19 protein-coding genes are annotated in these 24,401 nt (G+C 69.1%); 17 read left to right on the top strand and 2 right to left on the bottom strand.

All coding sequences use genetic code 11. The annotated features are described in order from the left end of the window. Positions 1-129: 129 nt before the first annotated feature. On the top strand, positions 130-396 hold the full coding sequence (rbp, locus tag CKO31_RS00785) for an RNA-binding regulator (RefSeq protein WP_200233069.1): 267 nt from the start codon (positions 130-132) through the stop codon (positions 394-396). A gap of 174 nt (positions 397-570) precedes the next feature. Here rbp and ubiD read toward each other — a convergent pair whose 3' ends face one another. After that, the gene (gene ubiD / locus CKO31_RS00780; protein ID WP_200233068.1) at positions 571-2,037 is read right to left on the bottom strand and encodes a 4-hydroxy-3-polyprenylbenzoate decarboxylase; all 1,467 of its coding nucleotides are present in this window, start codon (positions 2,035-2,037) and stop codon (positions 571-573) included. Between the two features lie 338 nt (positions 2,038-2,375). On the opposite strand from ubiD, the gene CKO31_RS00775 reads away from it, so the two are divergent. From CKO31_RS00775 to CKO31_RS00710, 15 genes are all read left to right on the top strand, one after another. After that, the gene (locus tag CKO31_RS00775; protein ID WP_200233066.1) at positions 2,376-3,509 is read left to right on the top strand and encodes a glycosyltransferase family protein; all 1,134 of its coding nucleotides are present in this window, start codon (positions 2,376-2,378) and stop codon (positions 3,507-3,509) included. Between the two features lie 103 nt (positions 3,510-3,612). Continuing rightward, positions 3,613-5,913: a response regulator gene (locus CKO31_RS00770; protein WP_200233064.1), complete on the top strand. Its 2,301-nt coding sequence runs from the start codon at positions 3,613-3,615 to the stop codon at positions 5,911-5,913. A 190-nt stretch (positions 5,914-6,103) separates the two neighbouring features. Further along, the gene (locus CKO31_RS00765; RefSeq protein WP_200233062.1) at positions 6,104-7,507 is read left to right on the top strand and encodes a sigma-54-dependent transcriptional regulator; all 1,404 of its coding nucleotides are present in this window, start codon (positions 6,104-6,106) and stop codon (positions 7,505-7,507) included. A 47-nt stretch (positions 7,508-7,554) separates the two neighbouring features. Next, positions 7,555-8,124, top strand: coding sequence for a hypothetical protein (locus tag CKO31_RS00760; RefSeq protein ID WP_242475037.1), 570 nt, complete (start codon positions 7,555-7,557; stop codon positions 8,122-8,124). Positions 8,125-8,323: 199 nt separating this feature from the next. Beyond that, the gene (locus CKO31_RS00755) at positions 8,324-8,629 is read left to right on the top strand and encodes a hypothetical protein (protein ID WP_200233061.1); all 306 of its coding nucleotides are present in this window, start codon (positions 8,324-8,326) and stop codon (positions 8,627-8,629) included. Positions 8,630-8,778: 149 nt separating this feature from the next. Further along, positions 8,779-9,753: a glucokinase gene (gene glk, locus CKO31_RS00750; protein ID WP_200233060.1), complete on the top strand. Its 975-nt coding sequence runs from the start codon at positions 8,779-8,781 to the stop codon at positions 9,751-9,753. A 183-nt stretch (positions 9,754-9,936) separates the two neighbouring features. After that, entirely contained in the window at positions 9,937-10,791 is an 855-nt protein-coding gene (locus tag CKO31_RS00745) for an ion transporter (RefSeq protein WP_200233059.1), read from the top strand. A 53-nt stretch (positions 10,792-10,844) separates the two neighbouring features. Next, positions 10,845-12,635: an autotransporter assembly complex protein TamA gene (locus CKO31_RS00740; protein ID WP_200233058.1), complete on the top strand. Its 1,791-nt coding sequence runs from the start codon at positions 10,845-10,847 to the stop codon at positions 12,633-12,635. A gap of 63 nt (positions 12,636-12,698) precedes the next feature. Further along, the gene (locus CKO31_RS00735) at positions 12,699-16,985 is read left to right on the top strand and encodes a translocation/assembly module TamB domain-containing protein (RefSeq protein ID WP_200233057.1); all 4,287 of its coding nucleotides are present in this window, start codon (positions 12,699-12,701) and stop codon (positions 16,983-16,985) included. A 282-nt stretch (positions 16,986-17,267) separates the two neighbouring features. Then, the gene (locus CKO31_RS00730) at positions 17,268-17,633 is read left to right on the top strand and encodes a hypothetical protein (protein WP_200233055.1); all 366 of its coding nucleotides are present in this window, start codon (positions 17,268-17,270) and stop codon (positions 17,631-17,633) included. A 25-nt stretch (positions 17,634-17,658) separates the two neighbouring features. Continuing rightward, positions 17,659-18,615: a lysophospholipid acyltransferase family protein gene (locus CKO31_RS00725; RefSeq protein WP_242475036.1), complete on the top strand. Its 957-nt coding sequence runs from the start codon at positions 17,659-17,661 to the stop codon at positions 18,613-18,615. Further along, positions 18,612-19,631, top strand: a complete 1,020-nt coding sequence (locus CKO31_RS00720; protein ID WP_200233053.1) for a lysylphosphatidylglycerol synthase transmembrane domain-containing protein — start codon at positions 18,612-18,614, stop codon at positions 19,629-19,631. Before CKO31_RS00725 ends, CKO31_RS00720 begins: the two co-directional genes overlap by 4 nt. 584 nt (positions 19,632-20,215) lie before the next feature. Continuing rightward, positions 20,216-22,039 (top strand): translational GTPase TypA, encoded by a 1,824-nt coding sequence (gene typA / locus CKO31_RS00715; protein WP_200233049.1) that lies wholly within the window; start codon positions 20,216-20,218, stop codon positions 22,037-22,039. A gap of 77 nt (positions 22,040-22,116) precedes the next feature. Continuing rightward, positions 22,117-22,251, top strand: a complete 135-nt coding sequence (locus CKO31_RS27120) for a hypothetical protein (RefSeq protein ID WP_274607660.1) — start codon at positions 22,117-22,119, stop codon at positions 22,249-22,251. Positions 22,252-22,375: 124 nt separating this feature from the next. Then, complete coding sequence (locus CKO31_RS00710) at positions 22,376-22,960, top strand: hypothetical protein (RefSeq protein WP_200233045.1); 585 nt, start codon at positions 22,376-22,378, stop codon at positions 22,958-22,960. 54 nt (positions 22,961-23,014) lie between these two features. On the opposite strand, the gene smpB is transcribed toward CKO31_RS00710, so the two are convergent. Next, positions 23,015-23,497 (bottom strand): SsrA-binding protein SmpB, encoded by a 483-nt coding sequence (smpB, locus tag CKO31_RS00705; protein ID WP_200233043.1) that lies wholly within the window; start codon positions 23,495-23,497, stop codon positions 23,015-23,017. A 114-nt stretch (positions 23,498-23,611) separates the two neighbouring features. Here smpB and tpiA point away from each other — a divergent pair, with 114 nt between their 5' ends. Continuing rightward, positions 23,612-24,373, top strand: a complete 762-nt coding sequence (gene tpiA / locus CKO31_RS00700; RefSeq protein ID WP_200233035.1) for a triose-phosphate isomerase — start codon at positions 23,612-23,614, stop codon at positions 24,371-24,373. Positions 24,374-24,401 lie beyond the last annotated feature (28 nt).

The raw sequence follows: 24,401 nt of genomic DNA, 5'->3' as shown, positions 1-24,401 counted from the left end.
GCCGACAGGCGCCGCGCACCGCGTGCAGGCCGCGCCGCCATACTGTGGTTCTTGGTCGGTCGTCGATTTGTGCGTTGGTCGGCGGCCGCCTCAGCGGGGTCAATGCACGGGTGCTGTCGAGAGAGTGCGATGCGGATCTATGTAGGCAATCTGAAATACCAGGTCACCGACGAACAGCTGCGCGAGATGTTCAGCGAGTTCGGCCAGGTGGCGAGTGCGGACGTCATCAAGGACAAGTTCTCCGGGCAATCCAAGGGCTTTGGGTTCGTGGACATGCCCAACGATGCGGAGGCGGGGGACGCCATCCAGGCCTTGAACGACTCCGTGCACGATGGGCGCAAGCTCACCGTGAACGAAGCGCGGCCCCGCACCGAGCGCCCCCAACGGGGTTTCTGAGCCGGCCGGGCTGCCGGTCCAGCGGACCTGGCCCGCTGCTCGGGACCGGGTATACGCCAGGCCCACCTAGCGGGCTGACCAAGCGGGCCGACCAAGCGCCGGCGGGTCCGCTTGCCCCTGGTGCCCTGCGGCGCCAGCGCGCAGGCAGCCCGGCGCCATGGGGAGCTGCCGGGCTCAGTCGAGCCCGAGCTCGGGCCAGAGCGCGTCGACGCGTGCCTTGACGGCGTCGTCCATGCGAATGGGCCGTCCCCACTCGCGTGTGGTCTCGCCTTGCCATTTGTTGGTGGCATCGAAGCCCACCTTGGAGCCGAGCCCGGAGACGGGCGAGGCGAAGTCCAGGTAGTCGATGGGGGTGTTCTCCACCATCACCGTGTCCCGCGCCGGGTCCATACGGGTGGTCATGGCCCAGATGACGTCGCGCCAGTCGCGGGTGCTCACATCCGCGTCGACGACGATGACGAACTTGGTGTACATGAATTGCCGCAGGAAGGACCAGACGCCCATCATCACCCGCTTGGCGTGGCCGGGGTATTGCTTGTGCATGCTCACCACCGCCACGCGGTAGGAGCAGCCCTCGGGCGGCAGATAGAAGTCCACGATCTCCGGAAACTGCTTCTGCAGAATGGGCACGAAGACCTCGTTCAGGGCCACCCCCAGGATGGCCGGCTCGTCCGGCGGCCGGCCCGTGTAGGTGCTGTGGTAGATGGGCTCCGGGCGCTGGGTCAGGCGCTCGATGGTGAAGACCGGGAAGTCGTCGACTTCGTTGTAGTAGCCGGTATGGTCGCCGAAGGGACCCTCCGGGGCCGTGTCGCCCGGATGCAGATGGCCCTCCAGCACGATCTCGGCGCTCGCCGGGACCTGTAGGTCGCTGCCCAGACATGTCGCGAGCTCGGTGCGGCTGCCGCGCAGCAGACCCGCGAAGGCGTACTCCGAGAGCGTATCCGGCACCGGCGTGACGGCGCCGAGGATGGTCGCCGGGTCCGCCCCCAGGGCGACGGCGATGGGGAAGGGCTCGCCGGGATGGTGCTGCTGCCAGTCGCGGTAGTCGAGCGCGCCGCCGCGGTGGGCCAGCCAACGCATGATGACCCGATTGGGGCCCAGCATCTGCATGCGGTAAATGCCCAGGTTCTGCCGGGTCTTCTCCGGCCCTCGGGTCACCACCAGCCCCCAGGTGATGAGCGGCGCGGCGTCGCCGGGCCAGCAATGCTGCACCGGCAGGCGTCCCAGGTCCACGTCGGCGCCCTCGAAGACCTGCTCCTGGCAGGGTGGGCTGCGGCGCACCTTGGGTGCCATGTCCAGCACCTTGCGGAACACGGGCAGGCTCTCGAAGGCGGCCTTCATGCCCTTCGGCGGCTCCGGCTGCTTGAGAAACGCCAGCAGCTTGCCGATTTCCCGCAGCGCGTCCACCGATTCCTCGCCCATGCCCAGCGCCACCCGCCGCGGAGTGCCGAACAGGTTGCCCAGTAGCGGCACCGACGAGCCTTTTGGCCGCTCGAACAACAGCGCCGGGCCGCCTGCGCGCAGGGTGCGATCGCAGATCTCGGTGACTTCCAGATAGGGATCCACGGGCACGCGGATGCGCTTGAGCTCCCCGCGCGCCTCCAGCTGCTCGATGAAGTCACGCAGGTCCCGGTATTTCATGTTGGCAGCTCTCCGTCGGCTGTAATGGCACAGTGGGTGGGTCTGGCAGTCGCGCACCGCGCCGGTGCATGTGGTGGCCGTGCGCGCGCGCTTCGAGTGCCCGACGGCCGCGGCGGACTCTGCGCATGGACAACACGTCGGGTTTCGTGCGTCCCGCACCAAAACGTTAACGCGGATGCAGTTTTCGCCCGACGGGGTGACTAGAGTTGGCGATGAAGGGGGTCGCGGCAGCGGGCGTACGGCCCGTTTTACCCTTGAGGAATTCCGCGCGGCAGCGGTCAATGGGCGGGCGACGCGCCGGTCCGCCGGACTGGCTCCGCAACCAGCGCAGGGCCTACATGAGCTCAGACCTGATCGTTGTCGCCGACTGGCGACCCTCGGTACCCAGTGCCACCTCTCAGCTCATGTCGCGGCTGTTGTTGGATCGCCAGCTCCTGTGGGTGGATGCCGCCGCCTTCCGGCCCGAGCGCGCCGCGCCGCGCTCGGCCAGGACTGCCGGCATGGCGCCGACCACAGCGGCGCCCTTCCCGGTGCTGAGCGCCGAGGACCTCGGCGGCGGCAGCCACCCCCTGGCGCGCCTGGTGAGCCCGCGGCTCCTGACTCGGCGAGTCGAGCGAGTATCCCGGCGCCGCGGGCTGCGCCATCCGATGCTTTGGCTGGCGTCGCCTTGGGCCGCGCCAATGCTGGACGGCGGTTATGCCGGCCCGGTGATCTATCAGCCGTGCGCCGGGCCGCCGGCAGCAGACGCCGCCGCCGCCCGCGAGTCTGCGGCTCTGGAGGAGCGCATTTTGGCCCGAGCCGACCTGGTGCTCCCACCCGCTCGCGAGCACGCAGCTGCCGCAGCGCGGGCCCAGACGCGCTTGCTGCCGGCGGGCGTGGACCTGGAGCTCTTCTCCACCCGGGCGCAGCCGGCCCGAGACTTGCCCACCGACGGGCCGGTCGCCGGCTGCCACGGCTGCTTCGACGAGACCTTCGATGCGGACCTGCTGGCGGCCATTGCCCGCCGGCTACCGGATTGGCATTTCATGCTGCTCGGACCCGTCTGTTGTGACCTCTCCATGCTGGGGCATCTCGCGAACGTGCGAATGGCCGGTATCAGGCCCCAAGACCAGCTGCCGCGCTATTTGCAGTTCTGGACTGCCTCGCTGCTGTTACGCCGACCTGCCGTGCCGCCTGCGCCGGTGCCGCCGTTGCCCTTTCTGGAGACGCTCGCCGCCGGTCTGCCGACGGTTGCGGCGGGGGCCTATCGCTTCGGCGGCTATGCGGATCTGTCCACATGCGTGGACGATGCCGACGGCGCCGCAGCTGCGCTGCAAGCGGCGGCTGCCGAGCCGCGCGAGCGCCGCGCATTGCGGCGGAAACGGGTTGCCAACGATGCCTTGGCCGCCCGGGCGGCGGTGGTGAGCCGACTACTCGGTGAGCTCGAGGCCGCCAGCGCGCCGGGCACAGCGGCGCGTCTGTGGCGTGCATGAGCCCGCTGCGACATGCATGGCGCAAGGCCAGGGCCAGGGCCAGCCCTATGGTAACCTCCGGGCGGTGCCGATGCCGATCACAGGCGTACCGGTGTCGTCGCTTATGCGCCCATTGCAAGACAATCCCCTCGCGCTGGTGGTCGGCGGGCTGCTGTTGCTGGCCGCCGCGGTCGCGCTCGGCCTGCGCTGGCTCGCCTTGATGGCCCTGCTCTTGCCGGCGGCGGCCGCCGCAGTCGGGCTGCACCGCCGCCGGCTGGCTGGGCTGGCGGCGTGGTTAGAGCGTGTGGCGGACCGAGACCCTGGCGATCTTCCCGATCGCACCTCACCCCGCCGCGCCGATCGCCTGCACGCGCGGCTGATCCATGCCGTGGAGTGCCTTTCGCGTCGCGCGCGCGAGAGCGATGCAGCGCACCGGCGCGCCCTCGCCGACGCCGAGCGCCTGGCGGGCGAGGTGCGCGAGCGCGATGCGCGGCTGCGACAGCTGGGGGATAAGGCGCTCGACACCATTGCGTCCATGCATGCGCTGCTCCTGGAGGCCGAGCTGGAGCAGGCGCAGCGTCGCCAAGCCAGCGCTGACGCAGAGTCCGCGCTGGGTCTGCTTACCATCGTCAACCAGGGCCTGGACCACGCACAGCTGGACAGCCACGGCGTTGGCGCACGCCTGCGAGCCTGCGACCCGGAGGTCATCGTCAGGCGCGTCCTCGAGCTGCTCGCGGCACGGGCGCACGCGCGCGGAGTCGTGCTCACCGTGCTCTGCGACCCGGCGGTGCCCACGGGCGTCGCCACGGACCCGAGCCTGTTGCGCCAGATCCTGCTCAACCTCGTCGCGCATGCCGTCGGCTGTGCGACCGAGGCCGGCGTGCAAGTGCGGTTGTGCCGGGATTCGAGCCGAGAATCGCTTCGCATCGCGGTGGTGGCTCCGGGTGCCGGCCTTGCCCGTGAGGCCCAGCCGGCGCTGCTCGGCGCGGCGGCGACGGGCGCTGGTCACGGCGGGCGTGCGCAGGACAGCGCCGGCCTGGCACTGCTGGTCAGTCGGCGTCTGGCGCGCGTGCTGGGTGGGGACCTCGGGCTCGAGGGCAAGGCCGATGAAGACTCCTGCCTGTGCCTGACGCTGCCCTTGCCGGCGGCGGTGCCGGATGGCGAGCGAGCGGCGGCCGCGGCGCCCTTGGCCGGTTGGCGCGTGGCCCTGTGGGCGGACCATGCCGCGCTGGCGGCTGCGCTGATGGCGCAGCTGCGGGCGCTCGGGGTCGTCGTCGAGGGCTCGCCGCCGCGCAGCGCACTGCCCGCGGGCTGCTGCGGCGTGGTGCAGCTCACACAGGCGGACAGGCCGGAGCAGATTCGGCGCATTGGTCTGCATCGGTGGGGCGGTGGTTGCGGCGATGGGGCAGAGAGCGGGGACTTTGTCGCGTCTGTGCGTCTACCGGTAACGCCGACCGCGTTGGTGGCCGCGCTCTGTCAGGCGGCGAGCCCGCCGACGCCCGCTGCCGCGGCGGCGACTGCGGACGGCCTGATCGAGCGCGTCGCCCGCCGTGCCGTGGACGCGCTGCCGATATTGTTGGCCGAGGACAGCCCCGCCAACCAGCTGGTGGCCACCAATATGCTGGAGAAAGCAGGCTTCCGCGTGGACGTGGTGGAGAACGGCCGGCAGGCGGTGACTGCGGCGGAGCAGCGTGCGTATGCCGTCGTGCTGATGGACCTGGCGATGCCGGAGATGGATGGTCTGGAGGCGACGGGCTGCATTCGCGCCCTGCCGGGCCGCCGCGGGCGCGTCCCCATCGTGGCGATGACCGCCTATGCCCTCGATGACGATCGCCGGCGGTGCCTGGAGGCCGGCATGGATGGCTATTTGAGCAAGCCCATCGATCGGCGCAAGCTGCTGGAGGCCTTGCTCGAGTGGGCGGACGGCGGGCGCACCGAGCGGCTGCCGGAGGGCGCGGCGGCGCCCGTCACCGCCGTGTCCGCCGCCGCGGACACGGCAGCGGCCGCGGGCACCGGCGCGGTCGAGGTCGATGATGGGAAGGCGGATGCCGCGGAGCCGATTCTGGACGAGGCCGTCGCCGGCGCGCTTGCCCGGGACCTCAGTGATGCCTTGATGCCCCCGGTGGTGACCACCTTCGCCGGCGAGGTGCGTGAGCGCATCCTTGCCATCGAGCAGGCGGCGGCCGCCGGCGACAGCGCCCGCGCCGGCGCGCAGGGGCATGCGCTCAAGGGCAGCGCCGCGACCTTCGGTGCCGCGGCGCTGCATGCGCGGGCGCTGGCCATCGAGCGGGCGGGCCACGCCGGGCGTATCGATGAGGTGCGAGCACTGGCCGCGGGGCTCGGCGCCTGCGGCGAGGCGGTGGTCGAAGTGCTCGAGCGGCGCTGGGGCGGTGTGGACAACGTCGAGCGGTCAACGCCACCATAGTCGCCAGTCAGGATACGCTTGGGGAGGCCCTGATGCATCGGCCTTGCCTGACCGAAGATCGGTGCGGGTCGGCGTTATGATATCGACACATGCCGCGCACCGCCGAGCCGAGCCGGTCCCAGGGTTTCCGGGCTCGGCGCTTGCGATCTGCGCGTCGCGGTTGCGGACCCATCCCAGGAGTCAGAGGTCGATGGCGAGCGAACCTGTAGCTGTCTTGATCGTCGAGGACAGCATGAGCCTCGGCAGCGTCTACCGCGCCTACCTGCGCCACCAGCCCTATGCGGTGAGCCATGTGCCGGACGGCGCTAGCGCCATGGCGCGCCTGGAGCGTGATCCGCCGGATGTGCTGCTGCTCGACCTGCAGCTGCCGGACATGGACGGCATGGATATCCTGCGCCACGTCCACGAGCGGCGTATGCCCGTCGCCGTGGTGATCATCACCGGGCATGGCTCCGTGGACAAGGCGGTGGATGCCATGCGCTACGGGGCTTTCGATTTCGTCGAGAAGCCCGTGGCCTCCGAGCGTCTCATCGTCACCGTGCGCAATGCCGTCGAAAAGGTGCATATGCGCAATTTCGTCGACCGGCTCGCGGACGACTTCCGTCGCGAGGGCTACCATGGCTTCGTCGGCAGCTCGCTGCCCATGCAGGCCGTGTACAGGATTATCGACAGCGCGGCGCCGAGCCGGGCGACGGTGTTCATCACCGGCGAGAGCGGCAGCGGTAAAGAGGTCTGCGCCGAGGCCATCCACCGCCGCAGCGACCGCGCCGACAAGCCCTTCGTCGCCATCAACTGCGCGGCCATTCCCCGGGACCTGATGGAGAGCGAGATCTTCGGCCACGTCAAGGGCGCCTTCACCGGGGCGGTGCGCGACCGCGAGGGTGCGGCCCGGCAGGCGGATGGCGGCACGCTGTTCTTGGACGAGATCGCCGAGATGGACCTGGATCTTCAGACCAAGCTGCTGCGGTTCGTGCAGACCGGCAGCTTCCAGCCGGTGGGCGCCTCCAGCACGGAGCAGGTGGACGTGCGCTTCGTCTGCGCTACCAACCGCGACCCGCTGGCCGAAGTGGCCGCGGGGCGCTTTCGCGAAGACCTGTTCTACCGCCTCCACGTGATTCCGATCCAGCTGCCGCCGCTGCGCGAGCGCGAGGGCGACATCCTGGAGCTCGCCAACGCCTTCCTGGTGCGCTATGCGGCAGAGGAGGGCAAGCAGCTGGCGGGCTTCGACGCCGACGTTGAGGCGGTTTTTCTGGCCTACTCCTGGCCCGGCAACGTACGCCAGCTGCAGAACGTGATTCAGAACGTCGTCGTACTCTATGACGGCGAGCATGTTTCTCGCGCCATGCTGCCGCCGCCACTGGACACCATCGAGCCGGACGCGCGCGCGGCCCCGCCGATGCACCGGCCGCGGGCACCCAAGGATCAAGGGCAATCCGCAGCAGTGCCCATCCGCCCCCTCAAGGACATCGAGCGCGAGGCCATCGAGCGGGCCATCGCCCATTTCGACGACAATATTCCCCAGGCCGCCGCCGCCCTCGGCGTCAGCCCGTCGACCATCTACCGCAAGCGCCAGACTTGGGACCGCGGCGAGTGATTGGGGTAAGCTTCTGAGGATGCGCCCGCATCCGCCCGTCGGCACCTTTGGCTAGCAATTCAAAGCCTGATTCGCCCCCGCCGGGCGCTCTTGCGCCGGCCCCGCGTCGCGCCGATGCCCGCGTCGCCCTGCTCTGGGTCGCCGCGGCCCTGCTCGCCGCCGCGGTCGTCGGCGTCGCCGTCCACAAGGCTTGGCCGGTGCTCTTCCCCGCCATCGCCGAGCGGGCGCCGCTGAGCCCGAGCTGCGACCTCAGGGGCGGCGCCTGCACCGCCCGTTTCCCCGGCGGCGGCAGCGTCCGACTCGACCTTCGCCCCCGCGGCATCCCCACCGCCAAGCCGCTCGACGCCGACGTGCGCCTGGCGGATCTGCCGACGCCCGAGCGGGTGGAGCTCGACTTCGCCGGCGTGAACATGGACATGGGCTACAACCGCGTGCCCCTGACGCCGGCGCGCGGGGACCCCACCCATTACACCGGCTCCGCAATGCTGCCCGTATGCGTGCGCGAGCGCATGCTTTGGGAGGCACGGGTCCTGCTGCATCTGCCGGACGGCACCCTGGCGGCGCCGTTTCGCTTTCCGACCACGCGCCCCGGCGCGGGCGCTGCCGGCGCCGATTGAGCCCGCCCGAAGACAAGGGGACGGTATACTAAATTGACTCCGTCGGCTTCGGCACATGCCGGATGGTTTTATAATATGAGAATATTCCAATATTGACGGGCGTCAAACCGGGCGTCGGGAGCTCCGCTTAAGCTGTTGCCGGACCGCGCCCGACGGCCGGTTCCGTTAACCGATCGTATGCAATGACGGAGGAGCCAGAATGCTCGTCAAGAAGCGTCTTCTGCTTGCCGCCGGCCTCGCCGGCGCCACTGTGTTCGCCGCCGGCTCTGCGCATGCCTTCTGGGGCCCGTTCAACCCCTGGAATTGGGGCAACGGTTGGGGGCCGGGCTGGGGCGGCCCCTGGTACGGTCCGGGCTATGGCTATGGCTACCCGGGCTATTGGGGCGGCTACCCTGGCTACTGGGGCGGCTATCCCTACGCTTACGGCGCCTACCCGCACGCCTACGGCTACCCGGGCTACGCCTATGCGCCGGCGCCGACTGCCGGCAGCGAGTCCTCTGACTAAGCGCCATTGCCGCCGCCCAGCCCGTAGGCGGCGGCCCGAGCCGGCGGCGCGCCACCCCCGCCGCCGGCTCCACACCTGCCCGCACCGCCCTGGGCCGTCCCGCCCTGCTATGATCCAGCCCGAGTGAGAGCCGGTAACTGGAGAGAGACATGCGTGTATTGGTGGGGGATATCGGCGGCACCAAGACCGGCCTTGCCCTGGCGGAAGTGGCTGGGGATGCGGTGACCCTGTCGCAACCGGCGCGCTACCCGAGCCAGGATTTCTCCGACCTCGCGAGCCTGGTGCGCCGCTACCTCGAGGACACGGGCGCGAGCTGCGACCTCGGCAGCTTCGCCGTGGCGGGTCCGGTGGTGCAGGGCCGCAGCAAGACGACGAACCTCCCCTGGAGCCTGGACGCCGCGGCGCTGGCCAAGGCGCTGGGCTTCCGCCGCGCTCATCTGCTGAACGACCTGGAGGCCGTGGCCTGGGGCGTCGCCGCCTTGCGGGCCGAGGACGTCGCCGAGATCCAGCCGGGCGAGCCCGGCAGCGTCGGCAACGCCTGTGTGGTCGCCGCTGGCACCGGCCTCGGTGAGGCCGGACTGTATTGGGACGGCGCGCGCCACCACGCCTTCGCTACCGAGGGGGGGCACACGGATTTCGCCCCGGCGGACGAGCGCGAGTTCGCGCTCCTGAAGCACCTTCAACAGCGCTACGGGCGCGTCAGCTGGGAGCGGGTGGTTTCCGGCATGGGGATCGGCAACATCTATGAGTTCCTGGCCGCTTGGCACCGGACCGAGCATCCGCCGGCAGTGGCGGATGCCCTGGCGGGCGACGGCGATGTGCCGGCCGCCGTGGCGCAGTGTGCGGCCGAGGGCGTGCATCCCTGCACCGAGGCTATGGACCTCTTCGGGCTGCTCTATGGTCGTGAGGCGGGCAACACGGCGCTCAAGCTTTTGGCGTTGGGCGGCGTCTACCTCGGCGGTGGCATCGCGCCAAAGCAGCTGGCGCTGCTGCGCGCAGGCGGTTTCCTGGAAGGCTTTCTGGACAAGGGTCGGATGCGCGGGCTGATGGAGCGGATGCCGGTGCGCGTCATCCTGAGCCAGGACGTGCCGTTGCTGGGTGCGGCGCGGTTTGTTGGTGGCTGAGTGGCGAGTGGCTGAGTGGCGAGTGACGAGTGACGAGTGACGAGGATCGAGGGCAGATAGCCTTGTCCTCGCACCTCGCACCTCGCACCTCGCACCTCGCACCTTATATCTCGCACCTGCTTGCGTTCTCCGTGCTTTCTTCTTCGCGCTTCGACCTTCGTGCTGAACCGAGGAGCCCACCCTATGCCATCCCGCGAGCGCATCGGCGCCTGGATCGAGTCCGGCCCGGTGCAGCGCGTCATCATCGCCGTCATCATCGTCAACGCCGTCACCCTCGGACTGGAGACCTCGGATTTCCTGATGGCGCAGTGGGGCGGGGTGCTGAAGGCGCTGGATCGGACTGCGCTGGCGGTGTTCGTGGTGGAAATCGGCCTCAAGCTCTACGCTTTCGGTCTGCGCTTTTTCCGCAGCGCCTGGAACCTCTTCGACTTCACCGTCGTGGCCATTGCGCTGGTGCCGGCGAGCGGGCCGCTGGCGGTGCTGCGGGCGCTCAGGGTGCTGCGCGTGCTGCGGCTGGTGTCTACGGTGCCGCGGCTGCGGTTCGTGGTGGAGGCCCTGCTGGCGGCGGTGCCCGGCATCGCGTCCATCGCCGGGCTGATGCTGCTGTTGTTCTATGTCTTCGCGGTCATGTCCACGAGCCTGTTCGGGGAGCGCTTTCCCGAGTGGTTCGGGAGTATCGGCGCGTCCATGTATACCCTGTTCCAGATCATGACTCTGGAGAGCTGGTCCATGGGCATCGTGCGGCCCGTGATGGAGGCCTACCCGGCGGCCTGGGCCTTCTTCGTGCCGTTTATTCTGATCGCGACCTTCACCATGCTGAACCTCTTCATCGGCATCATCGTGGATACCATGCAGACCATGCACGAGGCGGATCACGCCGCCGATCGCCGCGAAATGGAGGGTGCCATGCATGCGGATGCCGACCGGCTGCTGGCGGAGATTCGGGGGCTGCAACGGGAGGTCGCCGGGCTCCGCGCGGAGCTGCACGGCGCGGGCAAAGTCGGGGATTCAGCCTCGGAAGACGGGACATCGCTCTGACAAAGCCGTTCATAAGTGTTGCACATTGGCTTGATCTCGTTAGTATCTCCCCTATGCGAGCGACCGCCCGAAAGCGCTGGTGCGTCTTCCGCCGCCGGCGCTGGCGCTGGTCGGCGCTGCTTTGCGTGGGTGCACTCTTGGCCTCGCCCGCAGTAGCCGCGCCCTCCCTCAAGGTCGAGGTCTCGGGCCTGGAAGGCCAGCAGGAGAAAAACGTCCTGGCGCTGCTCGCCATCCACCAGGAGCAGAGCGACAGCGAGCTCACGGTACCGCGGCTCCTGGCCCTGTATCGCCGCGCGCCGGAGCAGATCCGCGACGCCCTGGCGCCCTTCGGCTTGTACAGAGTGGAGATCGAGGACCGCCTCGTGCGACCCGAGGAGCCGGACGGGCGCTGGGTGGCGAGCTTCCGTATCGACCCGGGCGAGCCGGTGAAGATCGCCTCGGTGGACTACCGCATCATCGGGCCGGGCGCGGGCGATCCGGCCTTCCCGAAGGCGTTTCCGATGCAGCCGGGCGACGTCCTGCTACATGCGGACTATGACAAGGCCAAGGGCGAGATCACCACCATCGCCTCGGCGCAGGGCTACCTGGACGCCGAGCTGAAGCGCCACCTCGTGCTCATCGATCCGGTGGCCTACGACGCCCATATCGAGCTCCACCTCGACACCGGTCCGCGCTGGTACTTTGGGCCGGTGAGCTTCGAGCAGGACCTGCTCGCCGAGGATTATCTGGAGAAGTTCGTCGATTTCGCCCCCGGCGATGTCTACGACCCCGATGTCCTGCTTGGACTCCAGGGACGGCTCATCGGCATGGAGTACTACAGCAACATCGAGATCGTGCCCCTCAAGGATCAGGCGGGCGCCGATCGGCAGGTGCCCATCCGGGTGGTGGCCGAGCGCAACAAGGCGAACAAGTACCGCGTCGGCGTCGGCTTTGCGACCGATCTGGGGCCGCGCTTCAGTCTCGATTATCGCCGCCGCTACATCGGCCCGCGCGGGCACAAGCTGAAGGCGGAGCTCGAGATTGCACCGGTGACCCAGTCCTTCGTCGCCGAGTACCGCATTCCGTTTCGCGACCCCGTCTCGGACTATGTGCAGATCCGCCCGGAGGTCTATTCCTTCGACACCGCAAGTCGTCAGGGCACGCTGGTCAAGGTGGGTGCGCTCCAGTCGGTGGTCATGCCCGGCGGTTGGCGGCGCAACCTCGGCGTCGACTATCGCTATGAGGATTACGAAGTGGCCGAGGACGACAGCGACAGCTTCAGCGGTCTGGTGCCGCATGCCTCGTGGTCCCGGGTGGTGGCCGACGACCCCATCAACACCAAAAATGGCTATCGGCTGAAGCTCCTGCTCCAAGGCACCGCACGCAACGTCCTGTCCGAGACCAGCTACCTCAGCGGTAGCCTCAACTACAAGGGCATCCGCACCCTCGGCACCGGCAACCGCTTCATCGGCCGCATGGACCTCGGCGCCACCTGGGCCGAGGGCATTCGCGATGTGCCGGCAAGCCAGCGCTTCTTCGCCGGCGGCGACAACAGCATCCGCGGCTGGGGTCTGGACGCCCTCGGACCGCGTGACAGCGAAACGGGCCAAGTCATCGGTGGGCGCTACCTCGCCGTCGGCAGCCTGGAGTACCAGCGCAGCATTACCGGGCCTTGGAGTGGTGTCGTGTTCACGGATTTCGGCAATGCCTTCGACCCCGACTACAACGCCGACTGGGAGCAGAGCGCCGGTGTGGGTCTGCGCTTTGGTACTCCCATCGGGCCGGTGCGCGTGGACGTGGCCTATGCCCTTACTAAGGACCCCGCCGGCTTTCGGCTGCACGTCGGGCTGGGCCCGGACTTGTAGGGTCGCCCGGATGTCTCGCTGCCAACCGACGGCCGCCCGGCCGCACCGTACCTAAGAGCACGCATGGCCAAGCGCACCGCCGGCCGCTCTTTCATTGCCTTTCCGCTCGTCGGGCTGCTGCTACGACTGACCGGCCTGCTGATCCTCATCGCAGTGCTCGCGGTCGGCTTCGTGCTCGGCACGCAGACCGGGCTGCGGATGGCGGTCGCCGTCGCCGAGGAGCTGGCCCCCGAGCAGGTGCAGGTGGGCCGCGTCGAGGGTCGCGTGTTGGGCGAGCTGACTGTCACCGAGCTGGCCCTGGAGCTGCCGGGACTCGACCTCGCGCTCGGTCGGCTACATCTGGATTGGCAGCCGGGTGCCCTGCTCACGGGACGACTGCGCGTCGCCGACCTCAGCGCCAGCGACGTGGATGTGGTGACCAAGCCGCCGGCAGCGGAGAAGCCACCCGCGGAGCCCTTCACCCTCCCCGAGATCCGTCTGCCCATTGCCGTGGATATCCAGCGGGTGCTGGTGGAGCGCGTGGCTGTCCGCGCGGAGGGCGCGTCGCCGGCAACGGCCATCCGCGTTGCCCGCGCCGAGCTCTCCGCTAGCGCCGACGGCGACCGGGTCGCGCTGCGACGTTTGAGCTTGGATGTCGCGCAGCCGCAGGCGGCTGTGAATGCCGACGGCGAGGTGCGCCTCACCGGTGACTATCCGCTGGCGCTGGCACTGGACTGGCGGTTTCGCCAGCCGCCGGCGCTCGCACTCACCGGCAAGGGCACCCTCGACGGCGACTTGGCTGCGCTGCACATCGCGCACCAGGTGCAGGGCGCGGCGGATTTGACGCTGACGGCGACGGTGCGCGATGTGCTGAAGGCGCCGTCCTGGGACGGCGAGCTGACGCTGACCCGCGTGGACCTGCCGGCCGTGGTCCCGGACGCGCCGGCGGTGGACCTCAGTGCTCGGCTCGAGACCCGGGGCGACCTCGAGCGGGCGGTGGTGACCGGCACACTTCGCGGCGATGCACCGGCGCTTGCGGAGCTCGGTCAGCTCAGCGCCGCCCTGGACCTGGCCTGGGCGGAGCAGCGCCTGACACTGAGCGCCGTGGAGCTCAACGAGAGCGCCTCCGGTGCCACGCTCGATCTGAGCGGGCATGCGGACCTGGCCGGTGCCGTGCCGGCCTTCGACCTCAGCGGGCAGTGGCAGCAGCTGCGCTGGCCCCTCACCGGCGATGCCCTGGTGACGGCGCCCAGCGGCACGCTGTCCGTCAGCGGCGACCTGGACGCCTTCGACTACCGGCTGGACGGCGCCGTCCGAGGCGCCGACATCCCGGCGACGACGCTGACCCTGGCCGGCAGCGGCAGCGCCGAGGACACCCGGCTCGACGCCCTGCTGCTGGAGACCCTGGGCGGGCGCATCGAGGCCAAGGGCACCGCCGCTTGGGCGCCTGCGGTCACCTGGGACTTGGCGGTCACCGCCGCCGACCTGGACCCCGGCGTGCAGATCCCGGGCCTCGACGGCACCCTCGCCCTGAAGGCCAGCTCCCGAGGTGGGCTCGACGACGGCTACAGCTTCGACGCCAATCTCAGCGCGGCATTGAGCGCCTATCCGGATGCGGTGGTCAACGCAGCCGGCAGTGGCGATCTGGAGCGGGTGCAGCTCGAGACCCTGACGGTGGAGACCCTGGGCGGGCTCGTGGACGGCAGCGGCGAGGTCGCCTGGGCACCGACGCTCGCCTGGGATCTGGCGCTGCGGGCCGACGACCTCGACCCCGGCCAGCAGTACCCGGAGTTGACGGGCCGGGTGGGCTTCGCGCTGAACAGTGCTGGCGGCTTGGAAGCGGGGTTCGACTATGCCCTTCAGGCCAGTGCCGCACTCGCGAGCTATCCACCGGCGGTGATCGACCTGAGCGGCGAGGGCACGGGTGAGTCTGCCCGGATACAGACCCTGGACATCCAGGTGCTGGACGGGCGCATCAGCGGCGACGGGCGCATCGCCTGGGCGCCGGCCGTGCAATGGCAGGCGGCGCTGCGGCTGGCCGAGCTGGACCCGGGCACCGTGCTGGCGGATTGGCCCGGGCGCATCGGCGGGTTGGTGGAGAGCAGCGGGCGAATCACCGACGAGGGGCCGGATCTGACGGCCCGTATCAGCGATATCGCCGGCACCCTGCGGGGCTATCCGGTGCGCCTGGCGGCCGAGCTCGGTATGACGGGTCAGGACATCAGTCTGCGCAACCTGAGCGCCGGCTCCGGCTCGACGCAGCTCACGGCAGCCGGCGGCGTCGGCGGCGAGCGGTTGGATCTGCGCTTCGATCTCGCCTCGCCGGACCTCGCGGCGCTGCTGCCCGGTGCCGGGGGCAGCCTGGATGTTGCCGGTGAGCTCGGCGGGACCCTCGCCGCCCCCAGGGTGCAGATCAACCTGCAGGGTCGGGATGCGGAGCTGAACGGTCAGGGGATCGCCGAGGTGACCGCCAGCGCCGATGTGGGTCTCGGCCCGGACGACGACTTCCAGGTGGACATCAGCGGCAAGAATCTCATCGCCGGTGGCCAGCGCTTCGAGACCCTTGCCGTCACGGGCAGCGGGCGCATGGATCGCCACCAGCTGCGCGCCGCCGTCGCCGGTGATCTGCTGGCGCTGGAGCTCGGCGCCAGCGGCGGGCTCGGCGCCGATGGTGCTTATACCGGTCGGCTCGCGACCCTGGAGCTTGCGACCGAGGAGCTCGGTAACTGGACCCTGCGCCGGCCTGCGGATCTGGCCTTCGGCGACGGCGCCGTCTCTGTCGGGCCGCTCTGCCTCGGCGACGGCCGCGATTCCGGCGGTTGTGTCAGCTTCCAGCAGCCGCAGCCGGGGCGCTTCGAGGTGTCATTGGATCTGGAGCGGCTCGACTTTGGCATTGTCAATCCGCTGCTGCCGGAGCTCATGGTCATGGAGGGCTACGTGCGTGCCGAGGGGCGCTTCACCGGCGAGGGCAATCGGCTCAGCGGCAGCGCCCGGGTGGAGGTGCCCACGGGTGCGCTCATGATGGCCCTCGGCGAGGGCGATGAGCAGACGCGCGATCGTCTCGTGTTCTCCAGTACGCGTCTCGACCTGGATGCGGGCGCCGGCGGTGTGGATGCGCGCCTGAATCTGCCGGTGACCGACCTGGGCGGCGTCCGGGCGACCCTGTCGCTGCCGGGCTTTCGGCTCGATACCGGCCCTGCGCAGGCGCTGCGCGGCGATGTACAGGTGTCGCTGGATGGTCTGGCGCGCGTGTCGAAGCTGGTGCCGGATATCACGGACATCAGCGGCGATATCGACGGCGATCTGCGCCTTGCGGGCACGCTGGGCCAGCCCGATCTGCGCGGCGAGCTGCGCGCACGGGGGCTTGCGCTGCGGCTGCCGTTGTACGGCTTCGCGCTGTCCGACGGCGACTTCACGCTCACGAGCCGCGGCGCCAGTGCCTTGGCGCTGAGCGGCGGGGCCGATATCGGCGGCGGCCGGGCGACCCTCGCCGGGGATATCGATCTCGGCGCCGGCGCGCCGGCGGCGCAGATCAGCCTCAGCGGCCAGGACCTCAAGGTCGCGGACAGCAGCGAGTATTTCGCCCTGGTGTCGTTGGACATGAATGTGGGCGTGGGGGCCGCGGGTACCGCGGTGAAGGGTCGGATCGAAGTCCCCGAGGCCCGGATCAAGCCGCGCTCGATCCCCACGGGGGCGGTGCGGCCGTCTCCGGACGTGGTGATGGAGTCGCCGGCGGACGACGACGGCGGTATGCCGCTCAGCATCGATGTGGTGGCCAAGCTCGGCGACGAGGTGAGCATCGATGCCTTCGGACTGCGCGGGCGGCTGCGCGGTGAGCTGCGGGTGCTGAAATCCCCGCAAGGCGAGATCCTCGGCGACGGCCAGCTGGAGATCGTCGACGGCACCTACCGCGTGACCCTGCCGACGCTCGGCGTCATGACCGCCATCGGCAAGCCGCTCACCATCGAGCAGGGCTTCGTCGTCTTCGCCAAGACGCCCATCGGCAATCCGGGCTTGATTCTGAACGCCCAGCGCGAGGGCGGCGACATCACCGCCGGGGTGCAGGTGCTCGGCACCATCCGCAATCCGAAGCTCGCCTTCTTTTCGGAGTCCGATCCCAACCTGACGCAGGCCGAGGTGACCCAGTATCTGGTCACCGGCATCCCGCCAAAGCGCGACGCCGAGTCGGACAAGCGCGCTGTTGCCGTCGGCACTTATGTCGCCCCCAAGCTGTATATGGAATACGAAGGAGCCACCAGCGACACCACCGACAGTGTCAAGATGCGCTATGACGTGTCGAAGAATATCGAGCTCCAGACCGAAACCGGCGACAGCCAGGGCGCCGACATCTTCTTCAAGTTCGAGAACTGACGCCAGAGAGAATGACACGCTGTCGCCAATGCAGGGGCGCCGCGGCCATCATGCGCGTGGGCCGGCGCCCCCGCCTCGGTGTGAGCAGGGCTTGATCTAGGCCGGCATTGCGTCGAACATCGCGCCATCCCTATGTCGCCCTGTTGTGCCCTGTTGTTGCCCTGTTCCGGTGCACCCATGCCTTGTGATTGCGTGACAGCCCAGATCCCGGCAGACTCGGCGCGACGCGATCCCAGTCCACGCGGCGGCGCCGGCGGCTGCCCGCCGGGGGCGGCAGCGTCGGTGCTCGCGGCGGTGCTGGCGCTCGTCGCGGTCGCTGCGGCGGCCGTGGAGCCGCAGGGACCTGTTCTCGGTGTGATCGGCTTTGATCTGTGCGAAATCGATGCCGATGGCCTCGTCGGGCCGCCCGGCGGCAAGGTGGCCTTGGATTATGAGCTCTGTATCCCGGTCGGAGAGCGCTTTGTCGCCGAGGTGCAGGCCATCGACGACAGTGCGCGCTTCCAGCCGCACTCGCCGGGGCGCATCGGCTGCGGGCCTGATCAAGTGCTGGTGCTGGGTAACACCCAGGGTCCGGACTTCGCCTTCGTCCTGCAGCGGCTCGCCGATCTCCCCTATGTCGAGCGCATCGAACGCGCCTGGCTCGAGTAGCCGGCCGGTGCCCCGGAGCCGGGGTTTGGCGGCACCGCAGCAGTGGCCCGCGTGGCTCGCGGTCGGAGTCTTCTCCCTGTTGGCGCTGCTACCCTTCCGTGTCCTCTGGGCACTGGGCCAGGCCCTGGGGCGGCTGGGCTGGCTGGTGCTGCCCGGCCGGCGCGCGGTGGCCCGGGCCAACCTCGCGCTGTGTCAGCCGCAGCTCGACGACAGGGCCCGCAGCCGGTTGCTGCGCGAGCACTTCGGCTGGCTCGGCGTCGCCGCCGTCTGCCAGGGACTCAGCTGGCATGCCGGGCGGCGACGGCTCGCGCGCATCGTGCGCATCGCCAACCGCGAGCACATCGACGCCTGTCTCGGCGCGGGCCGACCGGTGATCGTGCTGGTGCCGCATTTCGTGGGGCTGGAGCTCGGCGGCACCGCCTTCACGGCCCTGGTACATCCGGGCATGTACATGTACCAGCGCATCCGCAATCCCGTCTTCGACGCCCAGGTGCGGCAAGGGCGCACGCGCTTCGGCAGCGTGCCGGTGGAGCGCAGCGATGATCTCAGGGGCCTGATCCGGCGCATCCGCGGGGGCGTTCCCTTCTTTTACCTGCCGGATCAGGATCCGGGTCGGCGGCGGGGCATCTTCGTGCCCTTCTGCGGTGTCGCTGCGGCGACGGTGCCCACCCTGGGGCGCCTTGCGCGGCTCTCGGGCGCAGCTGTGATCCCGACCTTCGCGCGCTTCCTGCCGCGGGGCGAGGGACTGGAGCTGTGCTTCGATCCGCCGCTGGCGGATTTTCCCAGCGGCAATGAGGCGGCGGATACCGCGCGCATGAACCGAGTCATCGAGGCCCGGCTGGCCGCTATGCCGGCGCAGTATTTTTGGGTCCACCGGCGTTTCAAGACACGCCCGGCGGGCGCGCCACCGATCTATCCGGTGTCGCGCCGCCGCGCGCGTCGGCGCCGGGCACGGGCAGGTGCGGACAGCCTCGGTACATGAGCGGCCCGGGCGCATCGCGGGGCGCATCCCGGGGCGACGCCCCGAGCAGGTCCGGCGCGTCGCGGCTGCCCCGGCTCGGGCGCGCCCGCGATTGGCTCATCGGTCTCACTTTGTTGATCGGGCTCGTGATCGCCGTGGAGCACCGGGTGGGCTGGCGGGCGCTCATCGCGCCTTGGCAGACCTTGTCGGTGTCGCTGCTGGTGTCCGCCTTCGCCCTGACGGCGGCGAGCTATGTGCTGCGCGGGCTCCGCGTCTACGAGTACTTTGGCCCGCTGGTGGTGGGGCGCTTCACGGCGGTGCTGCGGCTGTCGATGCTGCACAACACCGCCAACAATCTGCTGCCCATGCGCATCGGCGAGGTGGTCTTCCCCTGGCTCATGCACCGCTATTTCGGGCACGGCTTCCTGGCATCGGGCGCCTCGCTGTTGTGGATTCGGATCATGGATCTCCACTGCCTCGTGCTGGCCGCGCTGGTGGTGCTGTGGCTGCGGCTGCCTGGCTGGTGGTGGCCCGTGCTCGGCGCGCTCTGGCTGGCGCTGGTGCCCCTGGGGCTCGCGGTGCGCCGCAGCGGTTGGGTGAGTCGGCTGCCTGCGGGGCGATTGCGCCATGTGCTGCTCTTCCTGCTGGACGCGGCGCCGCGGGATACGCCGCTGTTGTACCGGCTCTATCTCTGGACCCTTCTCTCCTGGGGCGCCAAGCTCTTCGCATTTGCGCTGGTGCTCGGGCACTTCGTGGACGCGGCGCTCTGGCAGCGCCTCGCTGGTGTGCTTGGCGCGGAGCTCTCCAGCGTGCTGCCCTTTCACGGCATTGCCGGTGCAGGGTCCTATGAGCTCACCGGGATGGCCGCGATGGTGCCCCTGGGCGTCGGTGTCGGCGCCGCGCTGGCCGGTACCGTGAGCCTGCACCTGTTTCTGCTGGGTAGCACGCTGATACTGGGGCCCCTGGCGCTGCTGTTGCCCCGTGGAAAGACCGCTGCTGGATTGCAGTCGGGCGGCCGCTCTGGCGCCTCACTCTAAGGGATTTGCTGTCAGCCGGGTGCGGTGACGCTGTTGACAAGGGCCACCCGCAGCGTTCTCGGTGCTGGGGTTGTTCACAGCTGCGGCGCCGCGCAGCGGCTGCACGCCTCCTCGCCGCACGGCGCGCGGCGCAATGTCATGATTGTCTAAGAATCAATCACTTGGGTTGCTGGTCAGCAATGATCCAATCCGAAGAGCGCCCCCTGTTTTCCGGGGTTTAGGCGCTTCCCCCAATGACTATCCACAGGTTTGTCCACAGGGGTTGTTGGCGGATGCGAAGATCTTATGACGGCCAAATGCCTTGTCTGTAATAGGGGAGAAACTATTGGAGGTTCGGGCTGTAAGTGGCTGTTTTCGGCATGGTGGCACGCATACTCCCGCCCTTTGTCGGTTTGTTTGCGCGCACTGGCGCCGCGAGGACCATGTTCCCGCTATACTGGGCCGCTGCCCGGCGTGAGCCCTGCCGCGGCGCATGCCTGCTGGGCCGGCCCGGCTTGCGCTGCGCCGCTCCCGGCAGAACCCCAGTGCCGTCGCGCATAGCCATCGCCTTCGTTGCCCGAACCGAGCCCCGGACTCACGGCCCCTTGATCGATCACCTGCGTAACATCGCCATCATCGCCCATGTCGACCACGGCAAGACCACGCTCGTGGACAAGCTGCTGCAGCAGTCCGGCACCCTCGGCGAGCGCTTCGGGCCCGTGGAGCGGGTCATGGACTCCAATGACCTGGAGAAGGAGCGCGGTATCACCATCCTGTCCAAGAATACAGCGCTCGATGTCTCCCTCGGTGACACCGACTACCGCATCAACATTGTCGACACGCCCGGACATGCGGACTTCGGCGGTGAGGTCGAGCGGGTGCTGTCGATGGTGGACTCGGTGCTGCTCTTGGTGGACGCCCAGGAGGGGCCCATGCCGCAGACGCGCTTCGTGACGGCCAAGGCCTTCCAGCACGGGCTCAGGCCCATTTTGGTGGTGAACAAGATCGACAAGCCGGGCGCGCGCCCGGACTGGGTCATCGACCAGGTGTTCGACCTCTTCGACCAGCTCGGCGCGAGCGACGCGCAGCTGGACTTCCCCATCGTCTATGCCTCGGCCATCAACGGCTACGCCGGGCTGGAGGACACGGTCTCCGCCGGCGACATGACACCCTTGCTGGAGGCCATCGTCGCGCACTGCCCGGCGCCGGATGTTGACCCGTCGGGGCCCTTCCAGATGCAGGTCTCGACGCTCGACTACAGCTCCTTCGTCGGCGCCATCGCCATCGGCCGCATCCAGCGCGGCAGGGTCAAGCCGAACCAGCAGATCGTGCTGGTCAAGCGCGACGGCGACCGCCACCGGGCCAAGATCGGGCTGGTGTACGGCTACCTCGGCCTGGAGCGCTATGAGGTCAAAGACGCCGGCGCCGGCGAGATCGTCGCCATCACCGGTATCGAGGCGCCGAATGTGTCGGATACCCTCTGCGACCCGGAGGCCGTGGAGCCGCTGCCGGCGCTGTCGGTGGACGAGCCGACGGTGAGCATGACCTTCCAGGTGAATACCTCGCCCTTCGCCGGCAAGGAGGGCAAGTATCTGACCAGCCGTCAGCTCAAGGACCGCCTGGAGCGGGAGCTCATTTCCAACGTCGCACTGCGGGTGGAGGAGGGCACGGATCCGGAGAAGTTCCGGGTGTCCGGCCGCGGTGAGCTGCACCTGTCGATTCTGATCGAGAATATGCGCCGGGAGGGCTACGAGCTGGCCGTCTCGCGCCCGGAGGTCATCTTCCGCGAGATCGACGGGCAGATCTGCGAGCCCTACGAGCTGCTCACCGTGGACGTGGAGGAGACGAGCCAGGGCGCGATCATGCAGGCGCTGGGCGAGCGAAGGGCCGAGCTCAAGGACATGGTGCCGGACGGCAAGGGCCGAGTGCGCCTCGACTATCAGATTCCGTCCCGGGGGCTCATCGGCTTCCAGACCGAGTTCATGACGCTCACCTCCGGCACGGGCCTGAAGCACCACATCTTCGACCACTACGGCCCCGCCAACCAGGGCGGCATCGCACCCAGACACAACGGCGCCATGATCTCCAACGCCCAGGGCAAGGTGCTCGGCTATGCGCTGTTCAATCTCCAGGAGCGCGGACGCATGCTGGTCTCGCCGGGGGATGCCGTCTACGAAGGTCAGGTGGTGGGCATCCACTCCCGCGACAACGACTTGGTCGTGAATCCGCTCAAGGCCAAGCAGCTCACCAACATCCGCGCCGCGGGTAGTGACGAGAACATCCTGCTCACGCCGCCCGTCAAGTTCAGCCTGGAGCAGGCGCTGGAGTTCATCGAGGACGACGAGCTGGTGGAAGTGACGCCGACGGCGATCCGCATCCGTAAGCGCTTCCTGAAGGAGCACGAGCGCAAGCGGGCGGGGCGGGGCTAAGTCCCGGGCCCGTCGTGCTCACGGCGCAATCGGTCTAGGATGGATCCGACGAGTGCCCTTATCCTGGAGCCAACAGGATGGAAGAGCTGCACGAGCTTCGCGAGCACATCGACCATGGCCGCGACGACGACAGCGAGCTCGCCTGGACGGTCGATCATGCGGCGTTGTGCCGCGAGGCTGCCGGGCTGATCGAGCCGACGCCGCAGTCGTAGCCTATTCGCGGCGGGACACCGCAGCCGCGCCGTCAGGCGCATCGCCCATCCCCGCTGACCGCTTCGCGCAGCGTTCGGCGCGGCGCTCCTACCATCTCATCCCGTTGGAGGCAGAGGACCACCGATGAGTGAAACCCAAGCCGACTGCCGGCGCCTGCCCTTCGTGCTCACCGTGCTGCTGGCGGCCGTGCTCGTCGGGATCGGGGTCTCGTCTCCGCAGGGCGGGCTGTTCGGGCTGGATGCGGCGCACTGGTCCCGGGCGCTGATCTTCGCCGGCAGCGCCATCCTGGCGCTTGCCTATGTGGACGCCTTCCGCTCGCGCTGTATCCGCGTCTACATGACTGTCACGCTGCCCATCCTGGCGCTCGCCTGTGCCGCGCCGCTCGCCGCCACCGAGCGCGCAGCCTGGGGCGCGGCGGAGTCGCTGTGGATCAATGCAGCCATCGTCCTGGTGCTGCTCCTGGTCTTCCTGCACTTCTCGCTGCACACCATGCCATCGGACTGGCGGCGGGGCCTCACGCCGGCGCGCAGCGCGCTCTTCGGCATCGCGCTGGCGGCGGGCGGCGCCCTCTATTGGGAGTTTCGCGGCGGTGGTGCCGCGGCGGTGGACAAGACGCTGCCGCTGGCGGCGGACGCCGTGGGCATTCTGCTCGGCGCGGTGCTGTTCTGGCTCATGATGCGGCATCGTGTGCGGGCGGAGGTGGCCTAAAGCAGCCGGGTACCGTAGCCCGAGCCGCCGCATCGGGAAACCGGCGCCGCCGGGTCAGCCCTGTTTGAACAGCCGCTCCTTCTCGCGCTGCCAGTCGCGGTCTTTCTCGGTGGCGCGCTTGTCGTGGAGCTTCTTGCCCTTGGCGAGGCCGATTTCCAGCTTGGCGCGGCCGCGCTTCCAGTACATCGCGGTGGGCACCAAGGTGTAGCCGGCGCGCTCGGTCTGGCCGATGAGCCGGTTCAGCTCGCTCTTGTGCAGCAGTAGCTTGCGGGAGCGCGTCGGGTCCGGGGTCACATGGGTGGACGCGGAAGTCAGCGGCGAGATGTGGGCGCCGATCAGGAAGGCCTCGCCGTGTAGGATCTTGACGTAGCTCTCTTTGAGCTGGACGCGGCCGGCGCGCAGGCCCTTGACCTCCCAGCCCTCCAGGGCCAGCCCGCACTCGAAGCGCTGCTCGATGTGATACTCGTGACCGGCCTTCTTGTTGAGCGCGATGGTGCTGCCGCCGGTGGCGGACTTTTTCTTTTTTCCCTTTGCCATGGTCGGGAGTGTAAGCTATGCGGCCGGGCTGTTGGAAGCGGGGCGCCGGTAACCATTGTTGCGCGGTGATCCTCGCCCAGCTACACTAGACGGCTTTTCACCGGGAGATAACCGATGCGACGGCCTCTGATTGCTGGCAACTGGAAGATGAACGGCACCAAGGCCGAAGCCGCCGAGCTGCTAAACGGCATCAAGGCGGGTGTCGCCGGCATGCAGCGGGTGGATGTGGCGGTGTGTCCGCCGTTCCCGTACCTATACTTGGCTGAGCAGCTGCTCGCCGACAGCGCCATCGCCTGGGGCTCTCAGGACGTCTCCGAGCACGCGGGCGGCGCCTTCACCGGCCAGATCTCGGCGGCCATGTTGAAAGACTTCGGCTGTCGCTATGCCATCGTCGGCCACTCCGAGCGCCGCCAGTTCAACGGTGAGAGCGATGCGCTGGTCGCGAGCAAATACGCGCAGGCAGTCGCCAGCGGCGTCGTGCCCGTCCTCTGTGTTGGCGAGACCTTGGAAGAGCGCGAGAGCGGCAAGACCGAGGAGGTCGTGGCCAGGCATATCGACGCGGTGCTGAGCGGCTCCGGTGTCGAGGCGTTTGGTGCCGGCATCGTGGCCTATGAGCCGGTCTGGGCCATCGGCACCGGTGTTACAGCGACGCCCGAGCAGGCACAGGAAGTGCACGCATTCGTGCGCGAGCGCATCGCCGCCAGGGACAAGAACATCGCCGAGGGGCTGCGTCTGCTCTACGGGGGCAGCATGAAGCCCGGCAACGCCGCCGAGCTCATTGCGCAGCCGGATATCGACGGCGGCCTCATCGGCGGGGCGTCGCTGAAGGCCACCGATTTCATCACCATTTGCCAGGCCGGCGACGACGGCGTCTAAGTGCTGCCTAAGTGCTGAAAACCGGCCA

This window comes from Thiohalocapsa halophila (genome assembly GCF_016583825.1).
In the GTDB taxonomy this organism is placed as follows: Bacteria; Pseudomonadota; Gammaproteobacteria; order Chromatiales; family Chromatiaceae; genus Thiohalocapsa; species Thiohalocapsa halophila.
The sequence above is the reverse complement of the archived record's forward strand: the minus strand, read 5'-3'. Positions and strand labels throughout refer to the sequence as shown.

Excerpts from the sequence above, each read along its gene's own strand:
- CKO31_RS00755 (WP_200233061.1), top strand. The coding sequence starts at position 8,324 with ATGCTCGTCAAGAAGCGTCTTCTGCTTGCCGCCGGCCTCGCCGGCGCC.
- CKO31_RS00765 (WP_200233062.1), top strand. The coding sequence starts at position 6,104 with ATGGCGAGCGAACCTGTAGCTGTCTTGATCGTCGAGGACAGCATGAGC.
- ubiD (WP_200233068.1), bottom strand. The coding sequence starts at position 2,037 with ATGAAATACCGGGACCTGCGTGACTTCATCGAGCAGCTGGAGGCGCGC.
- rbp (WP_200233069.1), top strand. The coding sequence starts at position 130 with ATGCGGATCTATGTAGGCAATCTGAAATACCAGGTCACCGACGAACAG.
- CKO31_RS00740 (WP_200233058.1), top strand. The coding sequence starts at position 10,845 with ATGCGAGCGACCGCCCGAAAGCGCTGGTGCGTCTTCCGCCGCCGGCGC.
- CKO31_RS27120 (WP_274607660.1), top strand. The coding sequence starts at position 22,117 with ATGGAAGAGCTGCACGAGCTTCGCGAGCACATCGACCATGGCCGCGAC.
- tpiA (WP_200233035.1), top strand. The coding sequence starts at position 23,612 with ATGCGACGGCCTCTGATTGCTGGCAACTGGAAGATGAACGGCACCAAG.
- CKO31_RS00775 (WP_200233066.1), top strand. The coding sequence starts at position 2,376 with ATGAGCTCAGACCTGATCGTTGTCGCCGACTGGCGACCCTCGGTACCC.
- smpB (WP_200233043.1), bottom strand. The coding sequence starts at position 23,497 with ATGGCAAAGGGAAAAAAGAAAAAGTCCGCCACCGGCGGCAGCACCATC.
- glk (WP_200233060.1), top strand. The coding sequence starts at position 8,779 with ATGCGTGTATTGGTGGGGGATATCGGCGGCACCAAGACCGGCCTTGCC.
- CKO31_RS00770 (WP_200233064.1), top strand. The coding sequence starts at position 3,613 with ATGCGCCCATTGCAAGACAATCCCCTCGCGCTGGTGGTCGGCGGGCTG.
- CKO31_RS00710 (WP_200233045.1), top strand. The coding sequence starts at position 22,376 with ATGAGTGAAACCCAAGCCGACTGCCGGCGCCTGCCCTTCGTGCTCACC.
- CKO31_RS00745 (WP_200233059.1), top strand. The coding sequence starts at position 9,937 with ATGCCATCCCGCGAGCGCATCGGCGCCTGGATCGAGTCCGGCCCGGTG.
- CKO31_RS00720 (WP_200233053.1), top strand. The coding sequence starts at position 18,612 with ATGAGCGGCCCGGGCGCATCGCGGGGCGCATCCCGGGGCGACGCCCCG.
- CKO31_RS00735 (WP_200233057.1), top strand. The coding sequence starts at position 12,699 with ATGGCCAAGCGCACCGCCGGCCGCTCTTTCATTGCCTTTCCGCTCGTC.